The sequence below is a fragment of the Lacinutrix cladophorae genome, assembly GCF_053604645.1.
The window spans coordinates 539,533-566,104 of sequence record NZ_JBSHNR010000121.1 but is presented as its reverse complement, the minus strand read 5'-3'; the positions used below and the strand labels follow the sequence as shown (position 1 = coordinate 566,104).

20 protein-coding genes are annotated in these 26,572 nt (G+C 31.9%); 10 read left to right on the top strand and 10 right to left on the bottom strand.

Translation table 11 applies throughout. The features are described from left to right. Positions 1-38: 38 nt before the first annotated feature. On the bottom strand, positions 39-1,181 hold the full coding sequence (locus ACVC3Y_RS15500; protein ID WP_452227384.1) for a methionine aminotransferase: 1,143 nt from the start codon (positions 1,179-1,181) through the stop codon (positions 39-41). Positions 1,182-1,281: 100 nt separating this feature from the next. On the opposite strand from ACVC3Y_RS15500, the gene ACVC3Y_RS15495 reads away from it, so the two are divergent. Then, positions 1,282-3,378, top strand: a complete 2,097-nt coding sequence (locus tag ACVC3Y_RS15495; RefSeq protein ID WP_452227383.1) for a S46 family peptidase — start codon at positions 1,282-1,284, stop codon at positions 3,376-3,378. A 76-nt stretch (positions 3,379-3,454) separates the two neighbouring features. On the opposite strand, the gene ACVC3Y_RS15490 is transcribed toward ACVC3Y_RS15495, so the two are convergent. Together ACVC3Y_RS15490 and ACVC3Y_RS15485 are read right to left on the bottom strand one after the other, a co-directional pair. Then, a complete protein-coding gene (locus ACVC3Y_RS15490; RefSeq protein ID WP_452227382.1) occupies positions 3,455-4,150 on the bottom strand; it encodes a LytR/AlgR family response regulator transcription factor in 696 nt (231 codons plus the stop codon). A 118-nt stretch (positions 4,151-4,268) separates the two neighbouring features. Continuing rightward, positions 4,269-5,240: a sensor histidine kinase gene (locus ACVC3Y_RS15485; protein ID WP_303420905.1), complete on the bottom strand. Its 972-nt coding sequence runs from the start codon at positions 5,238-5,240 to the stop codon at positions 4,269-4,271. Between the two features lie 186 nt (positions 5,241-5,426). On the opposite strand from ACVC3Y_RS15485, the gene ACVC3Y_RS15480 reads away from it, so the two are divergent. From ACVC3Y_RS15480 to ACVC3Y_RS15470, 3 genes are all read left to right on the top strand, one after another. Next, positions 5,427-6,323, top strand: a complete 897-nt coding sequence (locus tag ACVC3Y_RS15480) for a thioredoxin family protein (protein ID WP_452227381.1) — start codon at positions 5,427-5,429, stop codon at positions 6,321-6,323. Between the two features lie 93 nt (positions 6,324-6,416). Then, positions 6,417-6,956 (top strand): TlpA family protein disulfide reductase, encoded by a 540-nt coding sequence (locus ACVC3Y_RS15475; protein WP_452227380.1) that lies wholly within the window; start codon positions 6,417-6,419, stop codon positions 6,954-6,956. A gap of 24 nt (positions 6,957-6,980) precedes the next feature. Then, positions 6,981-7,772 carry a thioredoxin family protein gene (locus tag ACVC3Y_RS15470; RefSeq protein WP_303420911.1) on the top strand — a complete coding sequence of 264 codons (792 nt, stop codon included), beginning with the start codon at positions 6,981-6,983 and terminating at the stop codon, positions 7,770-7,772. Positions 7,773-7,837: 65 nt separating this feature from the next. Here ACVC3Y_RS15470 and ACVC3Y_RS15465 read toward each other — a convergent pair whose 3' ends face one another. From ACVC3Y_RS15465 to ACVC3Y_RS15435, 7 genes are all read right to left on the bottom strand, one after another. Further along, on the bottom strand, positions 7,838-9,607 hold the full coding sequence (locus ACVC3Y_RS15465; protein ID WP_452227379.1) for a MutS-related protein: 1,770 nt from the start codon (positions 9,605-9,607) through the stop codon (positions 7,838-7,840). A 5-nt stretch (positions 9,608-9,612) separates the two neighbouring features. After that, positions 9,613-10,551 (bottom strand): M28 family peptidase, encoded by a 939-nt coding sequence (locus tag ACVC3Y_RS15460; RefSeq protein ID WP_452227378.1) that lies wholly within the window; start codon positions 10,549-10,551, stop codon positions 9,613-9,615. A gap of 122 nt (positions 10,552-10,673) precedes the next feature. Further along, a complete protein-coding gene (locus ACVC3Y_RS15455) occupies positions 10,674-11,420 on the bottom strand; it encodes a succinate dehydrogenase/fumarate reductase iron-sulfur subunit (protein ID WP_303420917.1) in 747 nt (248 codons plus the stop codon). 14 nt (positions 11,421-11,434) lie between these two features. Further along, complete coding sequence (locus ACVC3Y_RS15450) at positions 11,435-13,447, bottom strand: fumarate reductase/succinate dehydrogenase flavoprotein subunit (protein WP_303420919.1); 2,013 nt, start codon at positions 13,445-13,447, stop codon at positions 11,435-11,437. A gap of 15 nt (positions 13,448-13,462) precedes the next feature. Continuing rightward, positions 13,463-14,137 carry a succinate dehydrogenase cytochrome b subunit gene (locus ACVC3Y_RS15445; protein ID WP_303420921.1) on the bottom strand — a complete coding sequence of 225 codons (675 nt, stop codon included), beginning with the start codon at positions 14,135-14,137 and terminating at the stop codon, positions 13,463-13,465. 99 nt (positions 14,138-14,236) lie between these two features. Further along, on the bottom strand, positions 14,237-15,112 hold the full coding sequence (locus tag ACVC3Y_RS15440; protein WP_452227377.1) for a hypothetical protein: 876 nt from the start codon (positions 15,110-15,112) through the stop codon (positions 14,237-14,239). 225 nt (positions 15,113-15,337) lie between these two features. Then, positions 15,338-18,178, bottom strand: a complete 2,841-nt coding sequence (locus tag ACVC3Y_RS15435) for a WD40/YVTN/BNR-like repeat-containing protein (protein WP_452227376.1) — start codon at positions 18,176-18,178, stop codon at positions 15,338-15,340. 462 nt (positions 18,179-18,640) lie between these two features. Here ACVC3Y_RS15435 and ACVC3Y_RS15430 point away from each other — a divergent pair, with 462 nt between their 5' ends. The 6 genes from ACVC3Y_RS15430 to ACVC3Y_RS15405 all read left to right on the top strand — a co-directional run bounded on the left by ACVC3Y_RS15430 (position 18,641) and on the right by ACVC3Y_RS15405 (position 26,454). Then, complete coding sequence (locus ACVC3Y_RS15430) at positions 18,641-19,933, top strand: aminopeptidase P family protein (protein WP_303420927.1); 1,293 nt, start codon at positions 18,641-18,643, stop codon at positions 19,931-19,933. A 158-nt stretch (positions 19,934-20,091) separates the two neighbouring features. Next, positions 20,092-21,936 (top strand): PLP-dependent transferase, encoded by a 1,845-nt coding sequence (locus tag ACVC3Y_RS15425; protein ID WP_452227375.1) that lies wholly within the window; start codon positions 20,092-20,094, stop codon positions 21,934-21,936. Between the two features lie 254 nt (positions 21,937-22,190). Next, entirely contained in the window at positions 22,191-22,508 is a 318-nt protein-coding gene (locus ACVC3Y_RS15420) for a hypothetical protein (RefSeq protein WP_452227374.1), read from the top strand. Positions 22,509-22,510: 2 nt separating this feature from the next. Then, entirely contained in the window at positions 22,511-23,701 is a 1,191-nt protein-coding gene (locus ACVC3Y_RS15415) for a PfkB family carbohydrate kinase (RefSeq protein ID WP_452227373.1), read from the top strand. Continuing rightward, positions 23,698-24,288, top strand: a complete 591-nt coding sequence (locus tag ACVC3Y_RS15410; RefSeq protein ID WP_452227372.1) for a 7-cyano-7-deazaguanine synthase — start codon at positions 23,698-23,700, stop codon at positions 24,286-24,288. The genes ACVC3Y_RS15415 and ACVC3Y_RS15410 overlap by 4 nt, the downstream gene beginning before the upstream one ends. A 402-nt stretch (positions 24,289-24,690) precedes the next feature. Continuing rightward, positions 24,691-26,454 carry a hypothetical protein gene (locus ACVC3Y_RS15405; protein ID WP_452227371.1) on the top strand — a complete coding sequence of 588 codons (1,764 nt, stop codon included), beginning with the start codon at positions 24,691-24,693 and terminating at the stop codon, positions 26,452-26,454. The last annotated feature ends 118 nt before the right edge of the window (positions 26,455-26,572 follow it).

The following is a 26,572-nucleotide window of genomic DNA, read 5'->3' as shown; positions in this document are numbered from 1 at the left end:
TTAGGATTGCAAAGATATTGCCAAATTAAACAGAATTTCTAAATTTTATTTAAAATTGCTGCAGCTTGCTTTAAAGTATCCTTTGTTTTTGCGAAACAAAAACGCAAAACTTTATCATCTTTATTATTATCGTTAAAAACCGATAATGGAATTGAGGCTAGACCATTTTCAACCGTTAAGCGTTTCGCAAAATCGATATCATATTCACTAGTAATTTCAGAAAAATCTAAAACCTGAAAATAGGTTCCTTTCGCTGGTTTATATTTAAACCGAGAATCTTTTATACAACTTAAAAACAAATCTCGCTTTTCTTGAAAAAAACTAGAAAGCTCTAAATAATTATTTGGTTCTTTTAAATAATCTGCCAAACCTTTTTGCATCGGATGATTTACCGAAAATACATTAAACTGATGCACTTTTCTAAACTCAGCCATAAGTTCCTTAGGTGCGCAACAATATCCCATTTTCCAACCCGTATTATGAAAGGTTTTCCCAAAGGAAGCAGTTATAAAACTTCTAGCTTTTAAAGCTGGAAATAAACATACACTTTGGTGTTTTTCTTCATCAAAAATAATGTGTTCATACACTTCATCACTCAATACTATAATATTGGTGTCTTTAGTTAATTCTTGAAGTTGTAACAAATCGGCTTCAGCAAGAACACTTCCACTAGGATTATGTGGTGTATTAATAATAATCATTTTGGTTTTACTAGTAATTTGCTCCTTTACAGTATTCCAATCTATTTTATAATTGGGTGCATTTAATTGTATTGAAATAGTTTTTGCTCCTTGCAATTCGATTGCAGGTTGATAACAATCGTAAGCTGGTTTAAAAATAATAACTTCGTCTTCAGGCTTAATAAAAGCCGAAATTATGGTAAAAATTGCCTGTGTTGCTCCAGCAGTAACCGTTATTTCTGTTTCTGGATGATAGCTTGAATTGTAAAGCAAAGCAAACTTATTTACAATGGCTTTAGTTAACTCTAAATTTCCTGGCATTGGTGCATATTGATTGTAACCAGAACGCATCGCTTGATTAACAAAATCCATTAATTGTGGATCACTATGAAAGTTTGGAAATCCTTGCGATAAATTAATAGCGCCATGTTGGTTTGCTAAAGCACTCATTACCGTAAAAATAGTAGTACCAACATTAGGGAGCTTAGATATATGTTTCATAAGGATAAAGATAGTTAGTTTAAGCTATATTATTTTTAAGATTTAACAACTTTTTACTCCTTGGTTTTTTATCTTTGGAAGCATTCAAAAAACTATACATATGAAATTTTTTAAATTCTTATTACTTTTTATTACGCTGAATATTTCGGCACAACAAGGTGGTATGTGGATTCCTTCGTTATTAGAAGGCATGAACGAAACCGAAATGACAAATCTTGGTAGCAAGCTTACAGCACAAGATATTTACGATGTAAACAACTCTAGTCTTAAAGATGCTATTGGTCATTTTAATGGTGGTTGTACCAGCGAAGTTATTAGTGATAAAGGTTTAATTTTAACAAATCATCATTGTGGTTTTAGTCAAATACAATCGCATTCTTCTTTAGAAAACGACTATTTAAAAGATGGCTTTTGGGCTATGTCTTTAGAAGAAGAATTACCTAACGAAGGTTTATTCATCGAGTTTATTGTTAGCATTACAGACATTACAGAAGAAGTACTTGCTGTGGTTAATGAGAACTTAACCGAAAAAGAAAAACAATCGGTTATCGACAAAAACAGTAATGGTTTAATGAAAAATTGGCCTAGAGAAGCTTGGCAAGATGTAAAAGTGAAATCTTTTTACAATGGGAACCAATACTTTTTATTTGTTACCGAACGTTTTGAAGATATTCGTTTGGTTGGTGCTCCTCCGTCAAGTATAGGTAAATTTGGAAGCGATACAGACAATTGGGTTTTCCCAAGACATACGGGAGATTTTTCTATGTTTCGTATTTATGCAGATGCAAATAATAGACCTGCTAAATATAGTAAAGACAATAAACCCTACAAACCAAAACATTTTTTACCAGTTTCTTTAGATGGCGTTGCCGAAGGAGATTTCACCATGGTATTTGGTTTTCCTGGAACAACCAATGAATATTTACCCGCTGTAGCAATAGAGCATATTACCGAAGAATTTAACCCTACTAATATTGCAATTCGCGAAGCCGCTCTAAAAGTTATTGATGCTAAAATGAAAACTAATGATGCCGTTAGAATTAAATATGCATCTAAACAGGCACGTATTGCAAATGCTTGGAAAAAATGGATAGGTGAAAATTTAGGTATTGAAAAAAGTGATGCTGTTGCAAAACGTCGAGCTTTTGAAGCTACTTTTACCAAAGCATTAAACGAAAAAGATCTTAATGACAAATACGGAAATATTTTACCTCAATTTGATAAACTATATAGTGAATTTGGACCAATAAATATTAAAAGAAGAAACTTTATTGAAGTATTTTTAGTAACCAATGAGTTAATGCAAATGACCTTTAGAGCATACCAAATGGAAGAAGCTATTACTGCGAATCCAGAAATTTTCGATAAAGCGAAAGCGCGTTTATCGGGTACTTTAAAAAGCATCCATAAAAATTATGATGTAGATGTAGACAAAGGAGTATTTAGTAATGTCATGCCTTTTTACAACAAAAATGTAGATGCTTCTATTTATGACAAAACTGCTTTTACTAATCTAGAAGATGCTTTAAAGCTTTTAGATGGTGACGCTAAAGATGTACTTAAAAAGCTAAACAAAGATGCTGCATACCAGTATGCAAAGCCTATGATTGCAGAGTTTTACAATACTATTAATAAAGAATTTGAAGAAAAAAACCAACCAATAACAGCTTTACAAACGAAGTACATGACTGCTTTAATGAAAGCATTACCAGAAGCTCGTTATTTTCCGGACGCAAATAGTACGCTTCGTGTAACTTACGGACAAGTTCGAGGTTACTCGCCTAGAGATGCTGTTTATTATAACCCTGTAAGCTATTTAGATGGTGTTGTAGAAAAATATGTTCCAGGAGATTATGAGTTTGATGTTCCAGAAAAACTATTAGAATTACATAAAAACAAAGATTACGGACAATATGCAGATAGCAACGGAAAAGTACCTGTTTGCTTCTTAGGAACCAACCACACTACTGGAGGAAACTCTGGAAGCCCTGCTATTGATGCACATGGAAATCTTGTTGGTTTAAACTTTGATCGTGTTTGGGAAGGTACCATGAGTGACATGAATTACGATCCAGAAATTTGCCGAAACATTATGGTAGATTTACGTTATGTACTTTTTATAGTAGATAAATATGCAGGAGCTACACACCTAATTGACGAAATGCAATTAGTGCATCCTAAAACAGATAAGCAATAAAATAGTATTCTGTTTACAGTCACAAATATCAGACCTGTCGGTTTTTAAAAAAATCTGACAGGTCTTTTTTTTTGTTTTAAGAAATATTTAATTTAGATAACAATGCTTGCTTATAGGTTCTTCCAATAGGAATTCTACTTCCTTGCACATAAATTTCATTACCAGAAATTTTATCTACATACTTTCTATTTATAATAAACGATTTATGTACTTGTATAAAGGTTTCTTCGGAAAGTTTTTCGTTCCAATTTTTAAGCGAATCTATAAAAGACAACTTCTTATTTTTAGTAGTAATGGTAACATAATTTCTATCGGATTCTAAATACAAAATATTATGAACTACAATTTTATGAAGCGTTTTATCTACATTTAAAAACAAGGCTTCTTGCTTATTTTCTTCAGTAAGATACATTGGCTTATCTACTCTCTCTTTTGCTTTATTAATTGCTTTCAAAAAACGATCAAAGCCAAATGGTTTTACTAAATAATCTACAATAGTATCTAATTCAAAACTACGAACCGCATAATCTGGATATGCAGTAGTCATAATAATTGCTGGAGGGTTTTTAACCGTTTTAATAAAATCAATTCCAGAAATATCTGGTAAATTAATATCTAAAAAAACAACATCTACTGCTGTTTTATTTAAAAACATATTCGCCTCTATTGCTGCATTAAAAGTTCCTTGTAATTCTATATTAGGAAGTTTACTCAAATAATTCTTCAAGATTTTTTGAGCAGGAATTTCGTCTTCTATTATAATACAAGTCATATGTTATGGGATTACTTTCCTTCTAATGGTATTGTTTTTTTCTAATTATATCGAGAAGCTAATGCAAATATTCTCGATACAGAATTGCAAAAAAGCAATTTCACTCGAATGAACAATTTTAACTTAAATTCAATTTTAAATGCACTTTATATACTTCATCTTTAAAAACTTCTAATTTATAATCTTCTTTATAAATAAGTTTCAAGCGCTTTTCTAAGTTTTGCAATCCAATTTTAAAATCTTCGGTGCTTCCTTTTTCCATATCATAGTTATTACTACATACGCATTCTAGAATACCATTTGCTTCAGTAATAGAAACAGAAACAGCACTATGCAAAGTGCTATGTTTAAAAGCATTTTCTATAAGACAGATTAATAATAATGGTGCAATTTGTTTGTTTGAAGATGTTATAGATGTATAGTAATTTACCTGCTTTACACCTTCTGTTCTTATGCTTTGAAAAGTCATATAGTTATCTATAAACTGTATTTCTTTATCTAGAGAAATAGTTTTCGAATTACTTTCGTATAATACATGCTTCAAATTATCGGATAGCATTAAAATAAGTTCTGGAGTTTCGGTTGGTTTTTCTAAAGCATAGGAATAAATAGTATTCAAATTATTGAATAACACATGCGGATTTATTTGCGATTTTAAAAACTTTAACTCCATTTCTAAATGTTCTTTTTTCACCTGTTCTACTTCCTCTTGTTTGTCTAAAAAACGATACAACATCCAGATAAAAGAGAAAAATATTAATGGAACCAAGGTTTGCCATAAATAGTCACTTAAACATTTCATTATAGAACAACCACATTGCGCAAACACGTTGCAATATAATTGTGTTGCAAAAAAGGAGATTCCTGCAAAAACAAAAACATACAAAATGTACAATCGTTTTTTTATAAAAAACGGAAGCAATACAAAATGGTTAGCATATACAATAACTATTAGTATAGATAAATACTGTAAAAAAGGATTTTCATGCCAATAAAAACGTGAAAAAACAGAAAGCGACACAAATACAAAAAGCATCCAAAATAAGATGTGTACCAATATTTGTGAGGTATGTTTTTTAAGTGTAATCATAAGTTTTGCTGAAAGTAATCAGAAATGATGTCATCCTCAAAAATTATGTACAAAAACCTGTTTTAAAGTTACAAACTACCAAAATAAATGCTGTTTGTTGTTTTAAGTGTGCAGTTGGTAACAATAATTAGTTGTTTTTTAAAAACCATATTATGTTTGGTTCCCTAACACATCAAATCAAAAAAAATGAAACGAACAGTCTTTTTATTAATCGCAATTTTAAGTTTTTCTATTGCATTTTCGCAAACTCTAAATCAAGAAATCAATTATGGAGAAAACAAAAAAATGCTCCTTGGTCCTATCAACAAACAAGGGCTTGAAAAAGCACCATATAATGAATGGTTTACAAAAAATCAGGACACTTATGAAGTGAATGAAAAAATAACAGAAAAACTTAAAGACTCTTTAAAGAACTATACCATTAAAGTTTTTTTAGGTACTTGGTGTGGAGATAGCAAAAAAGAAGTACCTAGGTTTTACAGCATTTTAGAAAAAGTAAATTTTTCAGAAAACCAATTAGAAGTTATTGCATTAGATAGAAGTGATGAAGCTTATAAACAAGGACCAAATGGTGAAGAGAAAGGCATGAATATTCATCGTGTGCCCACTTTTATTTTTTATAAAAATGGAGAAGAAGTAAATAGAATTGTAGAACATCCAAAAGAAACACTAGAACGCGATATGCTTAAAATAGTGAATGGAGATCGCTATTCTTCAAATTATATAGCCGCAAACTATGTGCAAAACTTATTAGAATCTAAATCCATTGATAGTTTAAAAACAGAAGAATCTAATCTGGTTTCAATGCTATCGGAATACGTAAAAGGAAGTAGAGAATTAAACACTTTAGGCTATGTTTATTTAAGAGCAAAAGAAATAGATAAGGCCATGTATGTTTTTGATTTAAACACGAAAATTTTCCCATATAAATACAATGTTTATGATAGCTTAGCGGAAGCGTATTTTGAAACAAAAAATTACACAGAAGCTTTAAAAAACTACTACAAAGTATTAAGTCTGAATCCCGAGGATAAAAATGCTCCAGAAATGATTGAGAAAATTAAACCCAAAATGAAAAAATAGCAAAGTGCCTTTTTTGTAAAAAAACACCATGCAGCATTTAAACTATTTTTAAAAACAGCAGTCTAATTAAAAAAGTGAAATTTTAATTAGTAAATGAATTTATTAATCCCAAAAAACTCAATATATATTGTTTTATTTCTTCTCTTAAGTTTTAGCTGCAAAGAAAAAAATAATACTACTAAAGTAACTTCAAAAACAAACGAGATTAATATAGACAACATCAACATACCGGTCTATAATTTCAATGCTTTAGAACCTTTATTATACACAGATTCGAACAAAACCTATATTGTCAATTTTTGGGCTATGTGGTGTGCTCCTTGTGTAAAAGAACTACCATATATTCAGGAATATGCGGACAAAAATCCGGATATTGAAGTTTTATTGGTAAGTATGGACTTTATAAAAGATATAGAAACCAAACTCAAGCCTTTTCTAAAAGAAAGAAATATCACTTCTAAAGTGGTTTTATTAGATGATCCAGATGCGAATACTTGGATTGACAAAATTGATCCCAATTGGTCTGGAGCAATTCCATTTACCATAATTTTCAACAATAAAACCCGTAAGTTTTACGAGCGTTCTTTTGAAAGCTTAAAGGACCTTGAACAACAAATAACAGAACATTTTTAACACCAAAACAAATTTAATTTAACGATGAAAAAGATTAGTATTCTAATTGCAATTATCTGCTTATCTGCAGGTATTTTAACGTCTTGTAAAAGCGATAAAAACAAAAAAAAGGAAGAAACCACAGAACACCATAAGGATGAAAAAGGACGTCATTTACATGGAGAAAACAAAGAACACCCAGAACATGGAGATAGAAAAGGACCTCCACCGCATGGTGAAAAAGGACAACATGGAGAACGTAAAGGACCACCTCGTGGAGGTTTACCAGAAGAGACAAGGACTTTAGAAGAAATTGGAGGTTACTTAATTGGGGATACAGCAGAAGATTTTTTACTTAAAAACGTGGATGGATCTATGGTTTCTTTAGCAAGTATTAAAAATGCAAAAGGATACATAGTAACATTTACTTGTAACGAATGCCCGTTTTCTAAATTATATGAAGATCGACTAATTGCTTTAAATAACACCTATGCAACAAAAGGATATCCTGTAGTTGCTATTAATAGTAATAACCCTAGTAATGAAAAAGAAGGGTACGAAGCTATGCAAACGCGTGCTAAAGAAAAAGGGTTTACATTTCCTTATTTAGTAGATGAAGGACAAAAATTATATCCAAAATATGGCGCAGTAAGAACACCGCATATATTTTTATTAGATAAAGATTTAACAGTACAATATATTGGTACTATTGATGATAATGCAAAATCCCCAGAAAACGTAAAAACAAAATATGTGGAAGATGCTATTGCTGCTTTAGAAAAAGGAGAAAAACCAAATCCTAGCACAACAAAAGCTATTGGGTGCCCAATAAAATAATTTCTATTTTTTTAGAATGAAATAAAATGCAAGAGCTAATACTATTAGTTCTTGCATTTTTTTGTTTATACTATCTCCATTTTCTTCAACAAGAAACTAGCATTCATATTTTGACAAATACCTTGTTTTAGTTTGTAGTCAAAATACAATTCGTCATTTACAATCTCTGCATCAAAATAGTAGTTTTTAACTTCGGCTAACTCTTTTTCAATTTCGCATAAACTTAAATCGTGCGTTGCAATAATTCCTATGGCATTATTAGATACTAATTTTTCTACAAATTTTCTAGAACCAATGGCTTTATCTGTAGAGTTTGTACCTTTTAGAATCTCATCAAGAATGATAAAATATCTATCCGCTACTAACGTGTCTACAATAAACTTTAAGCGTGTTAATTCGCTAAAGAAATAAGAACTATCATCTGTAAGCGAATCTGTAGTTCGCATACTTGTAATTAGTTTTATAGGATTGTATTTACTTGCTGTTGCACATACTGGCAAACCAACATTTGCCATAACAATATGTAAAGAAACGGTACGTAAAAAAGTACTTTTTCCTGCCATATTTGCCCCTGTAACAATAAAGAATTGTTGATCATTAATCGTTAAATCACTATTTACTCTTTTGGTAGCATCTAGTAAAGGGTGTCCTAAATTTTTAGCTTGAATAACAATTTCGTTATCTACAATTTCGGAAAACACAAAGTCTGGATGGTTAAATGTGTAATTTCCAAAAGTATTGTAAGCATCAAAAAAAGAAACCACTTCAAACCAATGTGCAACTGTAGTTTTGTATTGAGCAATCCATTGTTCAATATGATACGCATTTTTTAAATCGATTAATAAAAAACCGTTTCCAAAAATGGCTGAAACAAGATTATGTCTATTGTCTAGAGCATCTAAATACTTTGAAAACTGAGAGAAAATTAACGAAGCTTCTTTTTCTTCTTGTTTTATTTGCTCTTGCTTTTCTTTTAATAAAGGGGTTAAAAACGTCTCACTTTCTATTTGTTCTAATAAGGAAGCGTATTGTTTAAATGTATCTTTAACTTGATCTGTATTTGCTGCAAGTACATTTATTTTTTTTAAATAGACTCCAGATACCCCTAAGCCCAAGAGCATCCAAAAAACTAAAAATAAAAAGGAGATTACTTTAAAGATTGCTAATAGTAAAATAACTACAGATCCAATGGTAAAAACAAAAGGTAAAACACGAAAGACATTTGGTAAAAATGCATGGTGTTCTTTTAGCCAATTAATAATTTTTATTGCTGGAGTTTCTATTTCTATTAAGCTTGCTACTGCCGAAAAATGTTGTCGCCACTTTGGTTTATTAGCTAATTCCTTAATCGCTTCTTGACGCGATTTTATCCCTTCAATATTATTTGCAGTAAGCGCGTTTACTAAAGTATTTGTTCCTTCTTCTGTTGCTGTTCTATTTATAAATTGAAAGAAAGATCCTTTTCCAAATAAATCTACATCCAAACTAAATGCATGATTTGGATTTTGGTATTGTAGCCCTTCTTCTCTATCTTTAAAATCTCCTGATGCAATTTTTAGTTCTTCTTCATTAATAGTAACAAGTGCTTTTTTTAAATTATGCTGGTATTTTAAATCAGTATATTTAGATAGTAAATAGATAAAAGCAACAATACCAACAAGTGCAATCCCTATGGCTACTGGGTAATTGTTAAAAGTAAAATAAATACCAAAAGCGGTAGCTAAAAACACTATTAGCCTTGCAAAACTTAAACTAGTTAGTTTCTTATATAAGCTTTTAACCTCTATTTGATATTGTTCTAATTCTTGTTGGTAAAATGTAGTTGAGTTTTGCATTTTGTTTATAATTCTGTGCTATCTAATGTCTTAAAAACAGTAATAATTGTGGTTACTGCATTTTGATAAAAATTTGGATGAATATTCTCGTAATCGTCTGTTGGTTTATGGTAATCTTTATGATCTTCTACACCAAAATAAATAAATGGAATTTTGAATTTATGAAACGATGCATGGTCTGAAGCATTAGTCCAGTCCTCTAAAGAATCACTACCGTCATGACCAATAAGAAGTTTTAAATTTTCTGAAGATGCTATATTTTTAACTGCTGGTTCTAAATGTTTATAATAGCGTGTTCCTATGGCAAATAATTCGTTTTTTATACTTCTACTAATCATATCCATATTGATATTTAGCTTTATACTTTCTTGCGGAATGACGCTATTTTCTACAAAATATTTTGAACCTATTAAACCTAATTCTTCTGCATCTACAGCAGCCAAAATAACAGAATGCTTTGGTGGATTTTTCTGGAAATATTCCGCGAAAGCGAACAATGCCGAAATACCCGAAGCATCATCATCGGCGCCATTAAAAATCTTACCACCTTGAATACCTTCGTGATCGTAATGAGCAGAAAGCACGATAAACTCTTCTGGTTTTTGTGTCCCTTTAATTAATCCGAGAACATTAATCCCTTTATACGCTTTACTTCTTCGTGTAAAGTTAAAATGCTGTTCAAAATTTTCTGTAAGTGGGAGCACTTGTAAATTTTGAAATTTATTTACGATATAGTTTTTTGCTTTTTCTGCTCCAGCAGTTCCTGTTCGTCTTCCTTGAAAAGCATCAGAAGATAAAACTTGAACGTGATGTAATAAGGAGTCTGCATGAAACCAATCTTGCGCTATTATTTCAACTGCTACTTTTGGTGTTTCGGTTTGACTCTTGCAATTGGTAAAGGATATAAACAATAACAATAAGCTGGCAAATGTTCTATAATTCATATTAAAAAATTAAAGGATAAAGCTAAACAAAAAATCTCAAGATTGCTCTTGAGATTTTAATTTATAATGAGACCCTAAAACTACACTCCAACAAGCGTTGTGGACTGTTTAGGGAACAAATATTATCCTTTTAAACTTGCTGCTAAATACTCACGATTCATACGTGCAATATTTTCTAATGAAATTCCTTTAGGACATTCCACCTCGCAAGCTCCAGTATTGGTACAGTTACCAAAACCTTCTTCGTCCATTTGCTTCACCATGTTTAAAACACGATCTGTAGCTTCTACCTGACCTTGTGGCAACAATGCAAATTGAGATACTTTTGCTCCTACAAATAACATTGCAGATGAGTTTTTACAAGAAGCAACACAAGCACCACAACCAATACATGTAGCAGCTTCAAAAGCGGTATCTGCATCGTGTTTATTAACAGGAATAGCATTTGCATCAATAGTATTACCTGAAGTATTTACAGAAATAAATCCTCCAGCGTGCTGAATTCTATCGAAAGAACTTCTATCTACAATTAAATCTTTTACTACAGGAAATGCAGTTGCTCTAAAAGGCTCAATAGTAATTGTATCTCCATCTTTAAACATACGCATGTGTAACTGACAAGTAGTGACACCACGATCTGGACCATGAGCTTCCCCATTAATATACAAAGAACACATTCCGCAAATTCCTTCACGACAATCGTGATCGAATGCTACTGGCTCTTCATTATTATTAATTAATTGTTCATTTAAAACGTCTAACATTTCAAGGAAAGACATATCTGGAGAAATATCGCTGACTTTATAATCAACCATACTCCCTTTATCACTTGCGTTTTTTTGACGCCAAATCTTAAGTGTTAAATTCATATTCATAGCTTTCCTTATTTATAAGATCTTTGTTTTAATTCAATATCCTTAAACTCTAATTGTTCTTTATGAAGAACTGCATCACTTGGCTCTCCTTTGTATTCCCATGCAGCAACATAAGCGAAGTCTTTATCGTTACGTAATGCTTCTCCTTTTTGCTCACCATCTAACTCTACAGAGTCTTCTCTAAAGTGTCCTCCACAAGATTCTTCTCTATTAAGAGCATCTTTAGCGAATAATTCTCCAAGTTCTAAGAAATCTGCAACACGACCAGCTTTTGCCAATTCTTCATTGTATTCTTCGTTAGTTCCAGGCACTTTTACTTCTTTCCAAAATTGTGCTCTAAGTTCTTTTATTTCGGCAATTGCTTCGGTTAAACCTTTTACATTTCTAGACATTCCAACTTTATTCCACATGATTTTCCCTAATTTCTTATGGAAATAATCTACAGAGTGTTTACCTTCATTAGTAACAAAGAAATTTAATTTCTCTTTTACTTCTTTTTCAGCTTCTTCAAACTCTTTGGTATCTGTTGCAATTGGTCCTGTACGAATATCATCCGATAAATAATCACCAATAGTATATGGTAATACAAAATAACCATCTGCTAAACCTTGCATTAATGCAGAAGCTCCAAGTCTGTTTGCACCATGATCAGAGAAATTTGCTTCTCCAATACAGTATAAACCAGGAACGGTTGTCATTAAGTTATAATCTACCCAAACACCTCCCATGGTATAGTGTACTGCTGGATAAATCATCATTGGTGTGTTGTATGGATCTTGATCTACAATCTTCTCATACATTTGGAATAGGTTTCCGTATTTATTTTTAATTACTTCTTGTCCTAATTTTTTAACAAGAGCAGCATCATTTTCGTTTAATCCTTTAACGTGAGCAGTTTCTTTTCCATAACGTTGAATTGCTGAAGCAAAATCTAAAAACACAGCTTCACCAGTTGCATTTACACCAAAACCTGCATCACAACGCTCTTTTGCTGCACGAGAGGCAACATCACGAGGTACTAAGTTTCCGAATGCTGGATAACGACGCTCTAAGTAGTAATCTCTATCTTCTTCTGCTAAATCTTTAGGTTTTAATGTTCCAGCTTTAATAGCCTCTACATCTTTCATGTGTTTTGGCACCCAAATACGCCCATCATTACGTAAAGACTCCGACATTAACGTTAGTTTAGACTGATGATCTCCAGAAACAGGAATACAAGTTGGGTGAATTTGCGTGTAACAAGGGTTTGCAAAGTAAGCACCTCGTTTGTGGGCTTTCCAAGCTGCTGTTACATTAGATCCCATCGCGTTAGTAGATAAGAAAAACACATTACCATAGCCACCAGTTCCTAAAACTACAGCATGTGCCGAGTGTCTTTCGATTTCTCCAGTAATTAAGTTACGTGTTATAATTCCACGAGCTTTTCCATCCACCTTTACAACGTCTAACATTTCATGACGGTTGTACATTTTAATTTTACCACGACCTATTTGACGGTTCATGGCAGAATATGCTCCTAATAATAATTGTTGTCCTGTTTGTCCTGCAGCATAAAATGTTCTTGAAACAAGAACTCCACCAAAGGAACGGTTATCTAATAACCCACCATATTCACGTGCAAAAGGAACTCCTTGAGCCACACATTGGTCAATGATATTTGCTGAAACTTCAGCCAAACGATAAACGTTTGCTTCACGAGAACGGTAATCTCCACCTTTTACAGTATCGTAAAACAATCTGTAAGTAGAATCCCCATCTCCTTGGTAATTTTTTGCTGCGTTTATTCCTCCTTGTGCTGCAATAGAGTGCGCACGTCTTGGAGAATCTTGAAAGCAAAATGCTTTAACGTTATATCCTAGCTCTGCTAAAGTAGCAGCAGCAGATCCACCAGCTAAACCTGTACCAACAACAATAACATCTATGTTACGTTTGTTAGCAGGATTCACTAAGTCGATATGATTTTTATAGTCTGTCCATTTATCTTTAATTGGACCTTGAGGTACTTTTGAATCTAAACTCATAGTAACTATTCTTTATTAGTGATTAAAATGGTGAAACAATGCAATAAAAATGAATCCTAGTGGAATGATGATTGCATATGCTTTTCCGAATCCTTTTAATCCTTTAGTGTATTTATTATTTGCTCCAGCAGATTGAAATGCGGAGTTAAAACCGTGTAATAAATGTAGTGCTAAGAAAACAAAAGCAATACAGTATAATGCAACTCTCCAAATATCTACAAATTTATGTTGTAGTTCTTCAAAGTATCGATACTCTCCATTAGCTAGCAAACCAGTCATATCCCCTTGAATATACTTGGTATTGATTTCTGGCAACCAAAAATCATAAAAGTGTAAACAGATAAAAGCTAAAATTGCTAGTCCGCTGTAAATCATATTACGACTCATCCAGCTAGAATTGGCAGCACCATTGTTTTTCGCATAGCTAATTGTACGTGCTTTTTTGTTTTTAATTTCTAGTACAAATCCCATTACAAAATGGAAGATAACACCAAAAATTAATACGGGTTGCATCACATATTGAATCACCCAAAAGGTCCCCATAAAATGAGAAACATCATTAAAAGCATCTGCACTAAATACAGACAATAGGTTAATTGCAAAATGTTGTAATAAGAAAACCATTAGGAAGAGTGCCGAAAGTGCCATGGCAAACTTTCTTCCAATCGAAGAATTTAAAATTCCGCTCATTATTTTGTGTAGTTAGATTATAATATACACAAAGATAATAAGCAACACGAACGCAAACAAGCTAAAATGGATTTTAAAATTTATTTAGAATGGATTTAATTAATCGACCATAGGAATCAGGCCACGAAGCCCCATATCTACAACTTGTTCTCCTGTACTTGGCTCATATTTTCCATCTATATTCACTTCTGTCCACTCGAAACTATTATTAGTCGAAAATGATAAAGTAACTATTACATCCTCGGTTTCGTCTCCAGAAATAGTGAAGCCATTTTCAAATTCTCCGGTTACCACACAAGAACCTTGCGGAATTGGTGAAGAATCAAACAATGGATTTGGAACTGTTGTTGCTCCTTCTGGCGCTTGACCTTGTGTGGTAAAACCTAAAGTTTCAAAAGCCCAAAAACCTTGTAGTTTATTTTCATTTACTGCTATTTCATTTCCATTTAAATTAAAAGATGTGATGTAATTATTATAACCAACAAAACTGGCTAATGTTCCTGTATATTCATTTCCGTTTTCGGCTAAAAAATCGATGTTCCCTTCTTGATAAGCTAACGAAACACGAACCCACTCATAATCTCCTGCATTTATTTCACTTATCGGCAGGGTTATAAAAGTTTCATTATTTCCAGCAAATTCTGCATTTTGAAAATTTATCGCTTTTTCGCCTCCTGATGTTGTTTCATCACCAGAAAAAATAATTTCTCCTGCTCCTAATGCTGTTAAACCATTTGGGGCAAACTCAATATAATTCGCACTCATTTTACTAATAGTTGGCGATTGTGCTGCATTTCCTGTAGCAACAGCTACCGGTTGTCCTGTATTACCTAATCGCTCTTGTGTTGGATTGAATTTTAATTGGATAATTAAGTTTGCTTCGGAAGTATTCTCAGGTTCGTTATTAGCATCTTCTGTACATGAAGAAGACAAAATAAGGAAACAACTTAAAAAGAAAATGGATACAGCTTTCATATTAATTAGTTTTTATTAATAACTGAAAAAGTTGAAAAATAGTATGTTAGGTCTTTCTTTGATTTTCGCTAGGGGAATTAAATGCAGCTGTTTTTTCGAATGCTTTGCGAAGCATGAACAAATGGTATCGAGAACTATTATTACAATAAAGTTCATATTTCTCGACACAAATCTTACTCGTTTTCAATCGTAAAATTTACTTGAATTACCGAATTATAGATTCTATTATTTAATTTCGAAAGCCATTTTCTCGGAATCTATTTGAACAAAATATTTTCCTCTTGGCAAATAATACTTTCCGTTTTTAGCTTCATTAATATCGATACTTGTATTTTCTTTTAGTAATATTTTCCTTCCGTTTTCTGGTATAGAAAAATCATAATCTACATAGTTAAACCCTTTATCGGCTTCTACCGAAATGGTTTTTAAAGCAGCTCCTCTTTCCGAAAGGATTTTAATTTCTTTTTTACCAGAAATACGCACATAAAACGAAATTGTTTCTTGTGGTTCCAAAGCATCAAACCATTTACTCCAAGAACTTCCCCAACGTGAGGAATAAGAAATCTCTTCTATAGGAAAAAGCGTTGTTTTTTTACTTAATAAATTCGCATTCATTTTCTGCAAAGGCGCAATATTTGTTTTGTAAATACTTCTTCCGTGGGTACCTAACAACAAATCTTTTGCTTCTGGCTGAATCACCAAATCATGAATAGCAACTGCTGGTAAATCTTTAACAAATGCTTCCCATTTCTCCCCTTTATTAAAAGTGACATATGCACCATTATCGGTTCCTAGATAAAGAATATTCTCATTTTCAGGATCTTCTTTTATCACATTTACAGGAGACATTGGAAGGTTCGATTTTATGCTTTTCCAGGTATTTCCGTAGTCTTCGGAAACATATACGTAGGTATTAAAATCGTCCCAACGATACCCATTTAAAGTAATATACACACGTTCTTTTTTATGTTGCGAAGCGATAACGCGAGTAACCCAAAGATCTTTTGGTAAGTTTGTTGAAATGTTTTGCCAGCTTCCTCCTGCATTTTTGGTAACATGTACAACACCGTCGTCGCTTCCTGTGTAAATAATTCCGAACGCAAAAGGCGATTCACTAATAGATGTTAAGGTTCCATATGCAACATTTCCTTTTTTTCCTCCTTGGGTTAAATCTTCACTAATGGCTTTCCAATCGTCACCTTGATTCATAGAACGCATCAATTTATTTCCTCCCAAATACAGAATATCTTGATTATGAGAGGATAATAATATTGGTGTTTGCCAATTAAATCGATACGGACTTTCGCCCAACTCATGCTTTGGCTGGATGTATTTATTTTCTCTTGTTTCGGGATTTATTCGATAATAATTCCCAAACTGATACCCTGTGTACACCACATTTGCATCTCTACTATCAATTTGAATTTGCATACCATCCCCTCCCATAATACTTTCCCAAGGGTTCTGTCCGCTTTGTTGCCAAGCTTTATTTTGTGATGCATTATTGGCACCAAACCAAACACCATTGTCTTGCAAACCACCGTATACATTGTATGGCTTCTCATTATCTACATTAATAGTATAAAACTGGCCTACCGCATTTACATTTAGCTTTTCCCAGCTTTCTCCATCGTCGTAACTCATATTTAAACCGCCATCATTTCCATTTATTAAATGCCCTGCTCTATTAGGGTTTACCCAAAGCGCTTGATGGTCTGCATGTACATTTTCTTTACTAATAGAAGTAAATGTTTTACCACCATCTTTAGATTTTAAAATTGGAACACCCATTACATAAATACCATTTTCATCCTGAGGATCTACACGAATTTCACCAAAATAATACCCATAACTATAATACAAATCGTCTAGAAAATCTTCGTGTGTTTTACTCCAAGTTTCACCGCCATCTATACTTTTATAGACTTCAGCTCCAATTACAGGAGTATCAAAAAGCATGGAATTAGCATCTTCTAAATATGCTGCTACATCTATCGGTTTTACGTTGCCACTTCGTACCATTTGCTTTACATTTTCGGCACGATATTTTTCTTGAAATCCATTCCTTTTTAAAAAAGTATTCAATTTTTTATCTGCTAACTTTAAGAAACTTTCGGTAGTCATGGTTTTAAAATCTTCTTTTGTTAAACCACGTTTTCCTGTTTTTTTAGCTTTATTTTCTCTTCGGAATTGATTATCATGCAAAGCATAAATAGTACTATCATCGTAAACTGACAATCCAATTCTACCCACACCATTCCCCGTTGGAAACCCACTAGATTCTGTAGAGATCTTTTTCCAAGTTTCGCCAGCATCTACACTTTTATATATAGCAGAGTTGCTTCCGCTGCCTTCAAAATGCCAAGCTTTTCTATCTCTAGTCCACGAAGCTGCAAACATGATATTGTAATTATTTGGCGCATGTTGTATGTCTATTATTCCGCTTGACGCATCTACAAAAAGAGTTTGTTTCCATGTTTCCCCACCATCAGTAGTTTTATATACTCCTCGTTCTGTATTAGGAGAATATAAATGACCAATTACACCAACCGTTACTTCTTGAGGGTTTTTAGAATTTATTAAAATGCGACCAATATGATGCGAATCGGGAAGCCCTACATTCGTCCATGTTTTTCCATTGTCACTCGATTTTAAAATACCTATTCCAGAATACGAGGAACGCGAAGAATTATTTTCACCAGTACCAACCCAAAGTGTTTTGTTTTCCCAATCGACTGCTATATCACCAATATTTTGAGTTTGCGATGTATCTAAAACAGGAACAAAAGTCGACCCATTATTTTTGGTATACCATAATCCTCCAGAAGCGTAAGCAACATAAAACTCAATCGTATTTTTTGGATTCACCGCAAGATCTACGACACGACCACTCATAATGGTTGGGCCTATATTTTTAAAAGATACATTTTTTACCAATGAGCTTTCCATAAGTAATTGTTTCTCTTTTAACGCATCTTGAACCAAACTAGAAGAAGTTGCTGGTTGTTGCGCTTGCATATTAAAAAAAGCCACTAACGCTAAAGTACATGTGAAAATCGTTTTCATAAAAAATTAAAATTTAATTCTTGAATATAAACAAACTAGGGATAGCCTCAAAACTTCAGTTGTTTTTTAAAATTGCAAGGAATTATTATTTACAAATAAATTTAACAAAATACCCGATAAAACACCACTAGTACAACAACCACTTTACGAATACCGTAATAATCTTAGTGATTTTCACACCAACTAGCTAATAAAACGGAAAAGTATTTACCATGCATTATTTCACTTGCTCCTCAAGCTGTTAACGGAAACGTAGCTGAAGGTGCTACTCGTGGTATTGTTATTGTTGCTATTGCTCTTATAAAGAAAGCCATGAATAAAGAACAATAAAATTCCTACTACGATTCTTAAAAGAAGCCTAAATTTTGGGGTTCTTTTTCATTTCAACACTTTTAAATTGTTATTTTTACAAAAGAATAAACAACCAATTTTCACTTTCGTGGAAATGAAAAAATATTTTCGATGAAATACCACCAAATAGACAATTCGCTTTTCATAAAAAACAGAAAAAACTTTGCAGCACAAATGAAACCAAATAGTTTGGCTGTATTTAACTCAAACGATATTTATCCAATAAGTGCAGATAGCACCATGCCTTTTCAGCAACACAGAGATATCTTTTATTTAAGTGGTGTAGATCAAGAAGAAAGCATACTGGTACTTTTTCCAGATTGCCCAAATCCAAAACATAGAGAGCTTTTATTTTTAAAAGAAACGAACGATCATATTGCGGTTTGGGAAGGTGAAAAACTCACCAAAGAAGCTGCCTTAAAAACTAGTGGAATAAAAACCGTGTATTGGTTACAAGACTTAGAAAAAGTCTTATTTGAAATCATGACACAAGCAGATACAGTTTATATAAACACCAACGAACATTACAGAGCTAATGTAGAAACAGAAACTAGAGAAGACCGTTTCACCAAATGGTTAAAAAACAAATATCCTGCGCATACTGTTGCAAAAAGCAATCCTATTTTACAACGTTTACGTTCTGTAAAAGACCAAATAGAATTAGACTTAATGCAAACCGCTTGCGATATTACCAACAAAGGTTTTAGACGTGTTTTAGCATTTACAAAACCAGGCGTTTGGGAATACAATATTGAAGCAGAATTTATGCACGAATTTTTAAATAATCGTTCTAAAGGTTTTGCATACACACCAATTATTGGTTCTGGAAACAACGCAAATGTGTTACATTATATCGAAAACAACCAAGAATGTAAAGCTGGTGATTTAATATTAATTGATGCTGCTGCAGAATACGCAAATTACGCGAGCGACATGACGCGAACCATTCCTGTTTCTGGAAAATATAACGACAGACAAAAAGCAGTATACAACGCGGTTTTAAGAGTAAAAAACGCTGCTACAAAAATGCTAGTTCCTGGAACACTTTGGGCAGAATACCATGTAGAAGTTGGTAAATTAATGACCAGCGAATTATTAGGTTTAGGTTTAATAGACCAAGCAGATGTTAAAAACGAAAACCCAGATTGGCCAGCATACAAAAAATACTTTATGCATGGAACTTCACATCATATGGGATTAGACACTCATGATTATGGTTTACTACACGAACCAATGCAAGAAAACATGGTGTTTACCGTAGAACCTGGAATTTATATTCCAGAGGAAGGTTTTGGAATTCGTTTAGAAGATGATGTAGTGATTCAAAAAACGGGAGAACCTTTTAATTTAATGCGAAACATACCAATTGAAATAGAAGAAATTGAAGATTTAATGAACAAATAAACCTTTCTTTTTAAATAAAAAAAGCGAGCTATATGGTTCGCTTTTTTTATGAAAAAAAATTCTTTTTTTTAAACGTTAGGAAGTCGATAACAAATCGTCTGAACACTTTTAAAAACAAGCGAATTAATGTAAATTACCAACCTATTAAAGGTAAAATTATGGAAGCGAATACAATGCTAAATTATATTACAGAAGTCTTAAAAAATATGCCAACAGATTGGTTGCAACTAACAACCCATAGGCTAGATATTTATAACGAAAAATTAGCGAAAAGTGAATTTTTAGAACAGTTTGAAATCTTATTTAATAACCATAACGCAAAAACGGAGGCATTAAATAATTTACCTACTGCTTACGACTATATTCGTTTAGGACATCCATTATCTTGTGTATTAGAATGGACGATTGCAAACTTGCAAAACCTAAAACCAGAAAACGCAATCAGTTTTTCGTCGAAAACCACTCCTGTCTTAGCTATTCTTAGAAAAAACCTATTAGACAATAAAAACACCCAGATTAATTATACCGGCGAATTACCTGCGTTTTTAGATTCCGAAATACTAAAAAGTGTGTATGGCTATGCATTCGACTTAAAAAAAGTTGAAAGTAGTGAAGCTGTTTCAAACTTTAACGGAAGCACTATTTTTATAGCACAACAAGATGAAATTAGCGCTAGTAAGCTTAACACAAATATTGATTTTTATATAAATAGCTACGCGAATCTTGGAAGTATTTTATTAGTACATGGTGAAGAAAATGAAAGTTACATTTCGGAAATACAACACGTACGACGAAGAGAAACCATTGCCATGACACCTAGTAACTGCCTTATTGTTTTAAAAGCACTACTGGAAAAAACCGCTTTAAATACAAATACTAGCGAAATACAAGCCAACAAAACCAGCACCTTAAAATCGATAACCTCTATTACAGGAACCACAACAAAACCATTAGTAGGCTCTAGCGGATTATCGATTCAATATGCTATTATGATGGGTTTAATTCATGATGCACAAGAAAACCACAAAGGAAAAGCGATTAAATTTATTGTACCTCCAAATTGTTATGGAGGCACCAACGATCAAGCACGACGTGTTGCAGCATGTATAGACAATGTAGCAGTAGTAGATTTACCAGTAGATGGCGATAACGATATGGTAAAAAGTATCGATACGGTTTTAACAAACATTGCGAACCAAGATGCGGTTCCATATATTATTGCCGAAATACCAACAAACCCAAGAGTAGAAGTTCCAGACCTTATACAATTAAAAAATGTCTTGCGCCAAGAACGAAAAACAGCAACTGGCAATCTTGCAATAGCTCCTGTTTTTATATTAGACCAAACTTTTTGTCCGAATGTGCTATTTTTAGGTGAAGACAAAATACTAGGAAGCGTTAAAACCATTTCGTATGCTAGTGGTTCTAAATTCCCAAGTGGTGGAAAATGTACCGCAGGATATTGTGTTGGCAATACAAAAACCGAAGCTTTATTAGAAAAAATAGAATTGCACCTCAACCTTTGCGATAACGAAGCAACAGCACAACAGTATGCTATATTAGCCAAGCAATTACCTTCTATGAATACTAGAATTAAAGACGCGTACACCAATACACGAGCTTTTGTAAACTTTATTGAAGAAACCTTACCAGCAGCGAAAATTAATTTTGTTTCTGAGGAATTAGCAGCACAAGGATTTACACCTTCTGTTTTTTCTTTAGATTTACCAACCAAAGGAAACACTGCACAAGAAAAAGAAAGCTACAAAAGAGCTTTAAACCACAAGTTAATTAACCTAATGATTACTAAAATACCTAACGAAAGTAAGTACTGTGTAAGTTACGGACAATTAAAAGGTTGCTACTGGACCATTCCTGCAACCTCTACACAAGGCACTACCAAAGAAGGAGATAAAGATTATATTGCACGTGTGGCACTTTCGCCTAACATGGATTTAGAAAGACATAAAAAAGTGTTTTTAGAATTTGTTGCAAGTATTTAACACCCCTAATTACATAAAATTAAAAGCCTCTTATTAGAGGTTTTTTTTATGCTTATTTTTTAGCAGTGCGACACCCAAAAAACATAAAGAACACAATTTTTTAGGTTGTCTTTATAGAAGAAAAATACGTAGTACTACGTATTTTATTTGATTGTGAGAAAGTTTAGATTTGAGGAGATGCTTTTTATTTGATATTATTAATTAAAAAGTTGGGATGTAACACGTTGGCAAACATTTAACTAAAAAACTAAAATATGAGTGGATCTGGAGGAGGTGGTTATATACCACCACAACGAAACGAATTTGATTGTGAAACAAGTGTTATAATAACTAATGTTTCATCAATAGATTTAACTGTCTTAGCGAAGCATAATGTCGGAGATATTTTGAAAGTAGTTATAGGTACAAATGGTGAAGTCCTTTTGGAAGATGGTAATGGTGAAATACTAGGAGCAGTATTACACCCTAATACTCCAGATTTAAATGATTGTATTGAAAATGGCACAGATTATCAAGCCGAGATTCAAAAAATAAACACACCAACTTGCACGGTTAAAATTACAAGCATATAATTATGATAAATGTTATTGGTGGTTCGTATCGAGAAATTAATTTTGATGATATTTCAATGGAGATTTTTGGTTCAGGATTTAGAGCTGCTAAATTCCTGCTTGAAAATAAAAGTTCGGTAAATTTTATAACAAGCGGTAATGCAGAAATAGTCAAATTTCTCAAAGAAAATCAGAAGGTTTATTCAAAGTTAAAATTTGAATGCCATTCTTATGATGAATTAATAACCTTTCAATATAATTTCGCATTAGATGAGCCTTCAATTTTTCCTAGCCTTCTCAATATAAAAAAAACTAAAGCTTGGGAATTTGTAGGCGATGATTTAATTGCTTTCGGAATGTTAGAATCCGATTACAAAATTGACTGTAAAAGGGTAGTTTATGACCCTCAAACATCAATAAAACCGAAAAGATTTAGCGAGTTAGGTAAAACTAAAGAATTAGTATATATAATAAATCGTAATGAGGCTTATTCTATATCATCAAAGGATAACATAGATGATATAAGAAAATATTTTTTCAAAGAAGAAAAAGTCACAGCATTTATTATTAAGAATGGGCCATATGGTGCAACACTATATACCAAATCTGATGAACTTCATATACCTTGCTATATTACTGACAACGTTTATAAAATAGGTTCTGGAGATATATTTACTGCAAGTTTTGGATATTATTGGATGAGTAAAAATTTATCCGTCGAAGATTCAGCATTATTGGCGTCAAAATCTACGGCTGTATATTGCGATAAAAAAGCATATATCGATTGTACAAACAATTTTGAATTTACATACGAAGAATATAAAGCAAAGAACCTTACTAAAAAACAGGTTTATTTGGCATCTCCATTTTTTGCATTGTCTGAACTAATGTTAGTTGATAAAATTCGCGACGCACTAATATCGTTTGGAGTAAGAGTTTTTTCCCCATTTCACGATATTGGTTTAGGTGAGGAAATTTCAATTGCAAAAAAAGACATCGAAGGAATTAAAAATTCTGACGTAATCTTCGTCGTTCTTGACAATTTAGACTCTGGTACACTAATAGAATCAGGATTTTCATTGGCCAATGGTAAAACTATAATAGGATATCATCGAACTTGTGATGAAAACAAACTATTAATGTTGAAGCCTGGTAATTTTACAACAAATAGTAATTTAACGACAGCTTTATATAAAACTATTTGGAGTTTATGAAAAAAGCAGTTTTACTCTCTGGCGGTATAGATTCCATTTGTTTAACTTATGGAATTAAACCAGAAATAGCTTATACAATTGATTACGGTCAAACTGTAGCTGAACGTGAAATTTATGTATCAAATTATATTTGTGGCAAATTGAATATTGAACATAAAGTGATAAAAGTTGACTGCAAACATTTAGGTTCTGGTTCATTAGCAAATTCAACAAGTGAAAATATTTCTCCATCTAAAGAGTGGTGGCCATTTCGAAATCAACTTTTGATAACTCTCGCATCTATGCAATCAATAAAAGATGATGTTAAAGAAATTTATTTAGCATCAGTCAAATCAGATGATTTTCACAAAGATGGCACCAAAAAATTCTATGAACTAATTAATAATTTATTAATTTTTCAAGAAGGAAAAATTCAGGTAATTTGTCCAACTCTAGAATATTACAGTCACGAGTTAATAGAACACTATGATGTTCCAAAAGTGCTAATTACAATGGCTCATTCTTGTCATATTTCTAATTTAGCGTGTGGAAAATGTTCTGGTTGTATAAAACAATTAAAAGTAAGATACGAATTAAACATCGAATAAAAACATTTGCTAACATCGTATAAAAACAATAGGGCTATTGGTGGCTAAACCGAATGGTTTGGGTACATTACGAAGTCACCAAATTTTTATATTTGGCTTATTGACAAGAATAATAATATGAAAAATTTAAAAATTCGGCTTGTTGTTCAACCGAATGGTAACAGCGTATTTTCCGCTCTACTATTCTTATACACAACCGTATGCAATTATCAGAAATGACGAAAAATATTAAACAATATCCTAAAAGAAAAGCAGCTAATAAATTAGCTGCTCTATTTCCTAGGAACTCACAGTAGAGGACTTAACAATGAAATCTTTTTCATTGCAAGAGGAAATCTAGTGAAGTTCCTTTATGTATTATTAAATGTTTTTTTATTAATTGTAGTACAAATATAAGAACTTATGATTAAAGTAAGACCAAAAATAGTGTTAAAACCTATAGAAAAGTTTTTTTTAGAAAAAACGTTAGAACTATTAAACAAAAAAACGTTAGATACAAATAGACTAAAACTTAATAATCCTTATACAACTATTATTGAACTTACTAATGTATGTAATGATTTAAATAAAGGTAAATTAAAGAGTGTAGATTATGCAAAAAGCGTAGCTGAAGAAACAGTGAAAATGCTTAAAAGCAAACATTATTTAAATAGTAAAACTATAAGTATAAAATATTTTGAATCAATAATTGGTAAAAAACCAATAGGGAAAAAAGATTTCGACCTAATAATTAAAGCAGGAAATTTATTAATACGAGATAACAAAAATTACTTAGCCAACCTTTTTGATAATGTTTTTGATCTTATAAATTCAAGAAGAACAGAAACTAATCTTGATTTTGAAGAAATGAGAGAGTTTAGTCGATTAATTGAATATCTCTTTGTTGAACTAAACCATCAAAATTTTTCTAAATTTTATTTAAATAGATTTATTACAGCAATATTTTGTGGTTTAGAGAATCTTACGTTTGAAGAAAGATTCGAAATTGTTAAGTCTTTGGAAGACCGACAGAATGAACAGTTTGAAGTTATATTTGGTTTTGATACAACTAAATTTGATGTGAGTAGAGTTAAAATTTTCTCTAAAGATTTAAAATTATTTAATAAATCTGAAAAGAAAAGAATTTTATCAATCACAAAAGACTCAGCCAAGAAATTTATAGAAGAAAACGAAAGTCATTTACTAATAAGTATTAATGTAAAAACTAAAGATTACTATCAAGCATTAAATTTAGCTAGAACAAAACTTTTAAAGGTTCTCGATTTATTATACTTAGGCTATAGCGATAAAAACATTTCATTAATTGATGAGTGTTTCATTATAGGCTCAAAACAGCCTGAGAAATCGAGTTCACTCCCTACTATGTATCATATTGACGGTCATTATAACAGTAATAAAAAACTATATAAATTATTACTAAAGAAAGTATCGAAACTAAATGATTCAAAAATAAATAAAGAAACTTTAAACAAAATAAATTCAGCAATTAGATACCTAAGAATGGGTGGTGAATCAGGAGAAATAATAAATAAATATATAAACTACTGGATAGGCTTAGAGTATTTATTCTCAACATATGATGCTGATTCTCATACCGTAGGAAGACTAAGGGCTTTTTTTAAAAGATGTCATTCTATAATATACTTAAAAAGAAATTTAACAGAATTTCATAAAGATATAATTAGACTAAAAGAAAGTAGTTACATAACTTCTTTCGATTCAAATCTTGAATATTTAAAAACTGTAGACAGTTATAATGAAATCCTTAAGCATTCGAGTTCACCATTATTGAAATTTAGAGCTGAATACTATAAAAAATTATTAGAAAATGACAACAAAGTAAAAGGAGCAATTCAAAATCACTCAAATAATTTAGACTGGAATTTAAATCGGATTTATCGTATTAGAAATGAAATTGTTCATAATGCAGCCATAAAAGAAGATATAGCTGTATTAACTTCTCATTTAAGATATTATCTAACTTTTATTATAAATGGTCTAATTGACTTTTTAAGTAATCATCCTCATGATGTAAATTCTGACGATTTAATTAATATCGATGATTATTTCATGCTTCAAGAACTACATTTATCTAGTTTAGAAAACACAGACATAAAAATGACTGAACTAATGAATGTTGAAAACCCAATTGAATTAGTCATTTAAAACTAAGAAAACAACTATATCCAACACCGTATAAAAAAAATGCTTATTTTAGTATAGACAAAAGCGCATTGCTTTATTTAATTTCTGAATTTCCCATTGGGAATGCTTCATTAAAAAA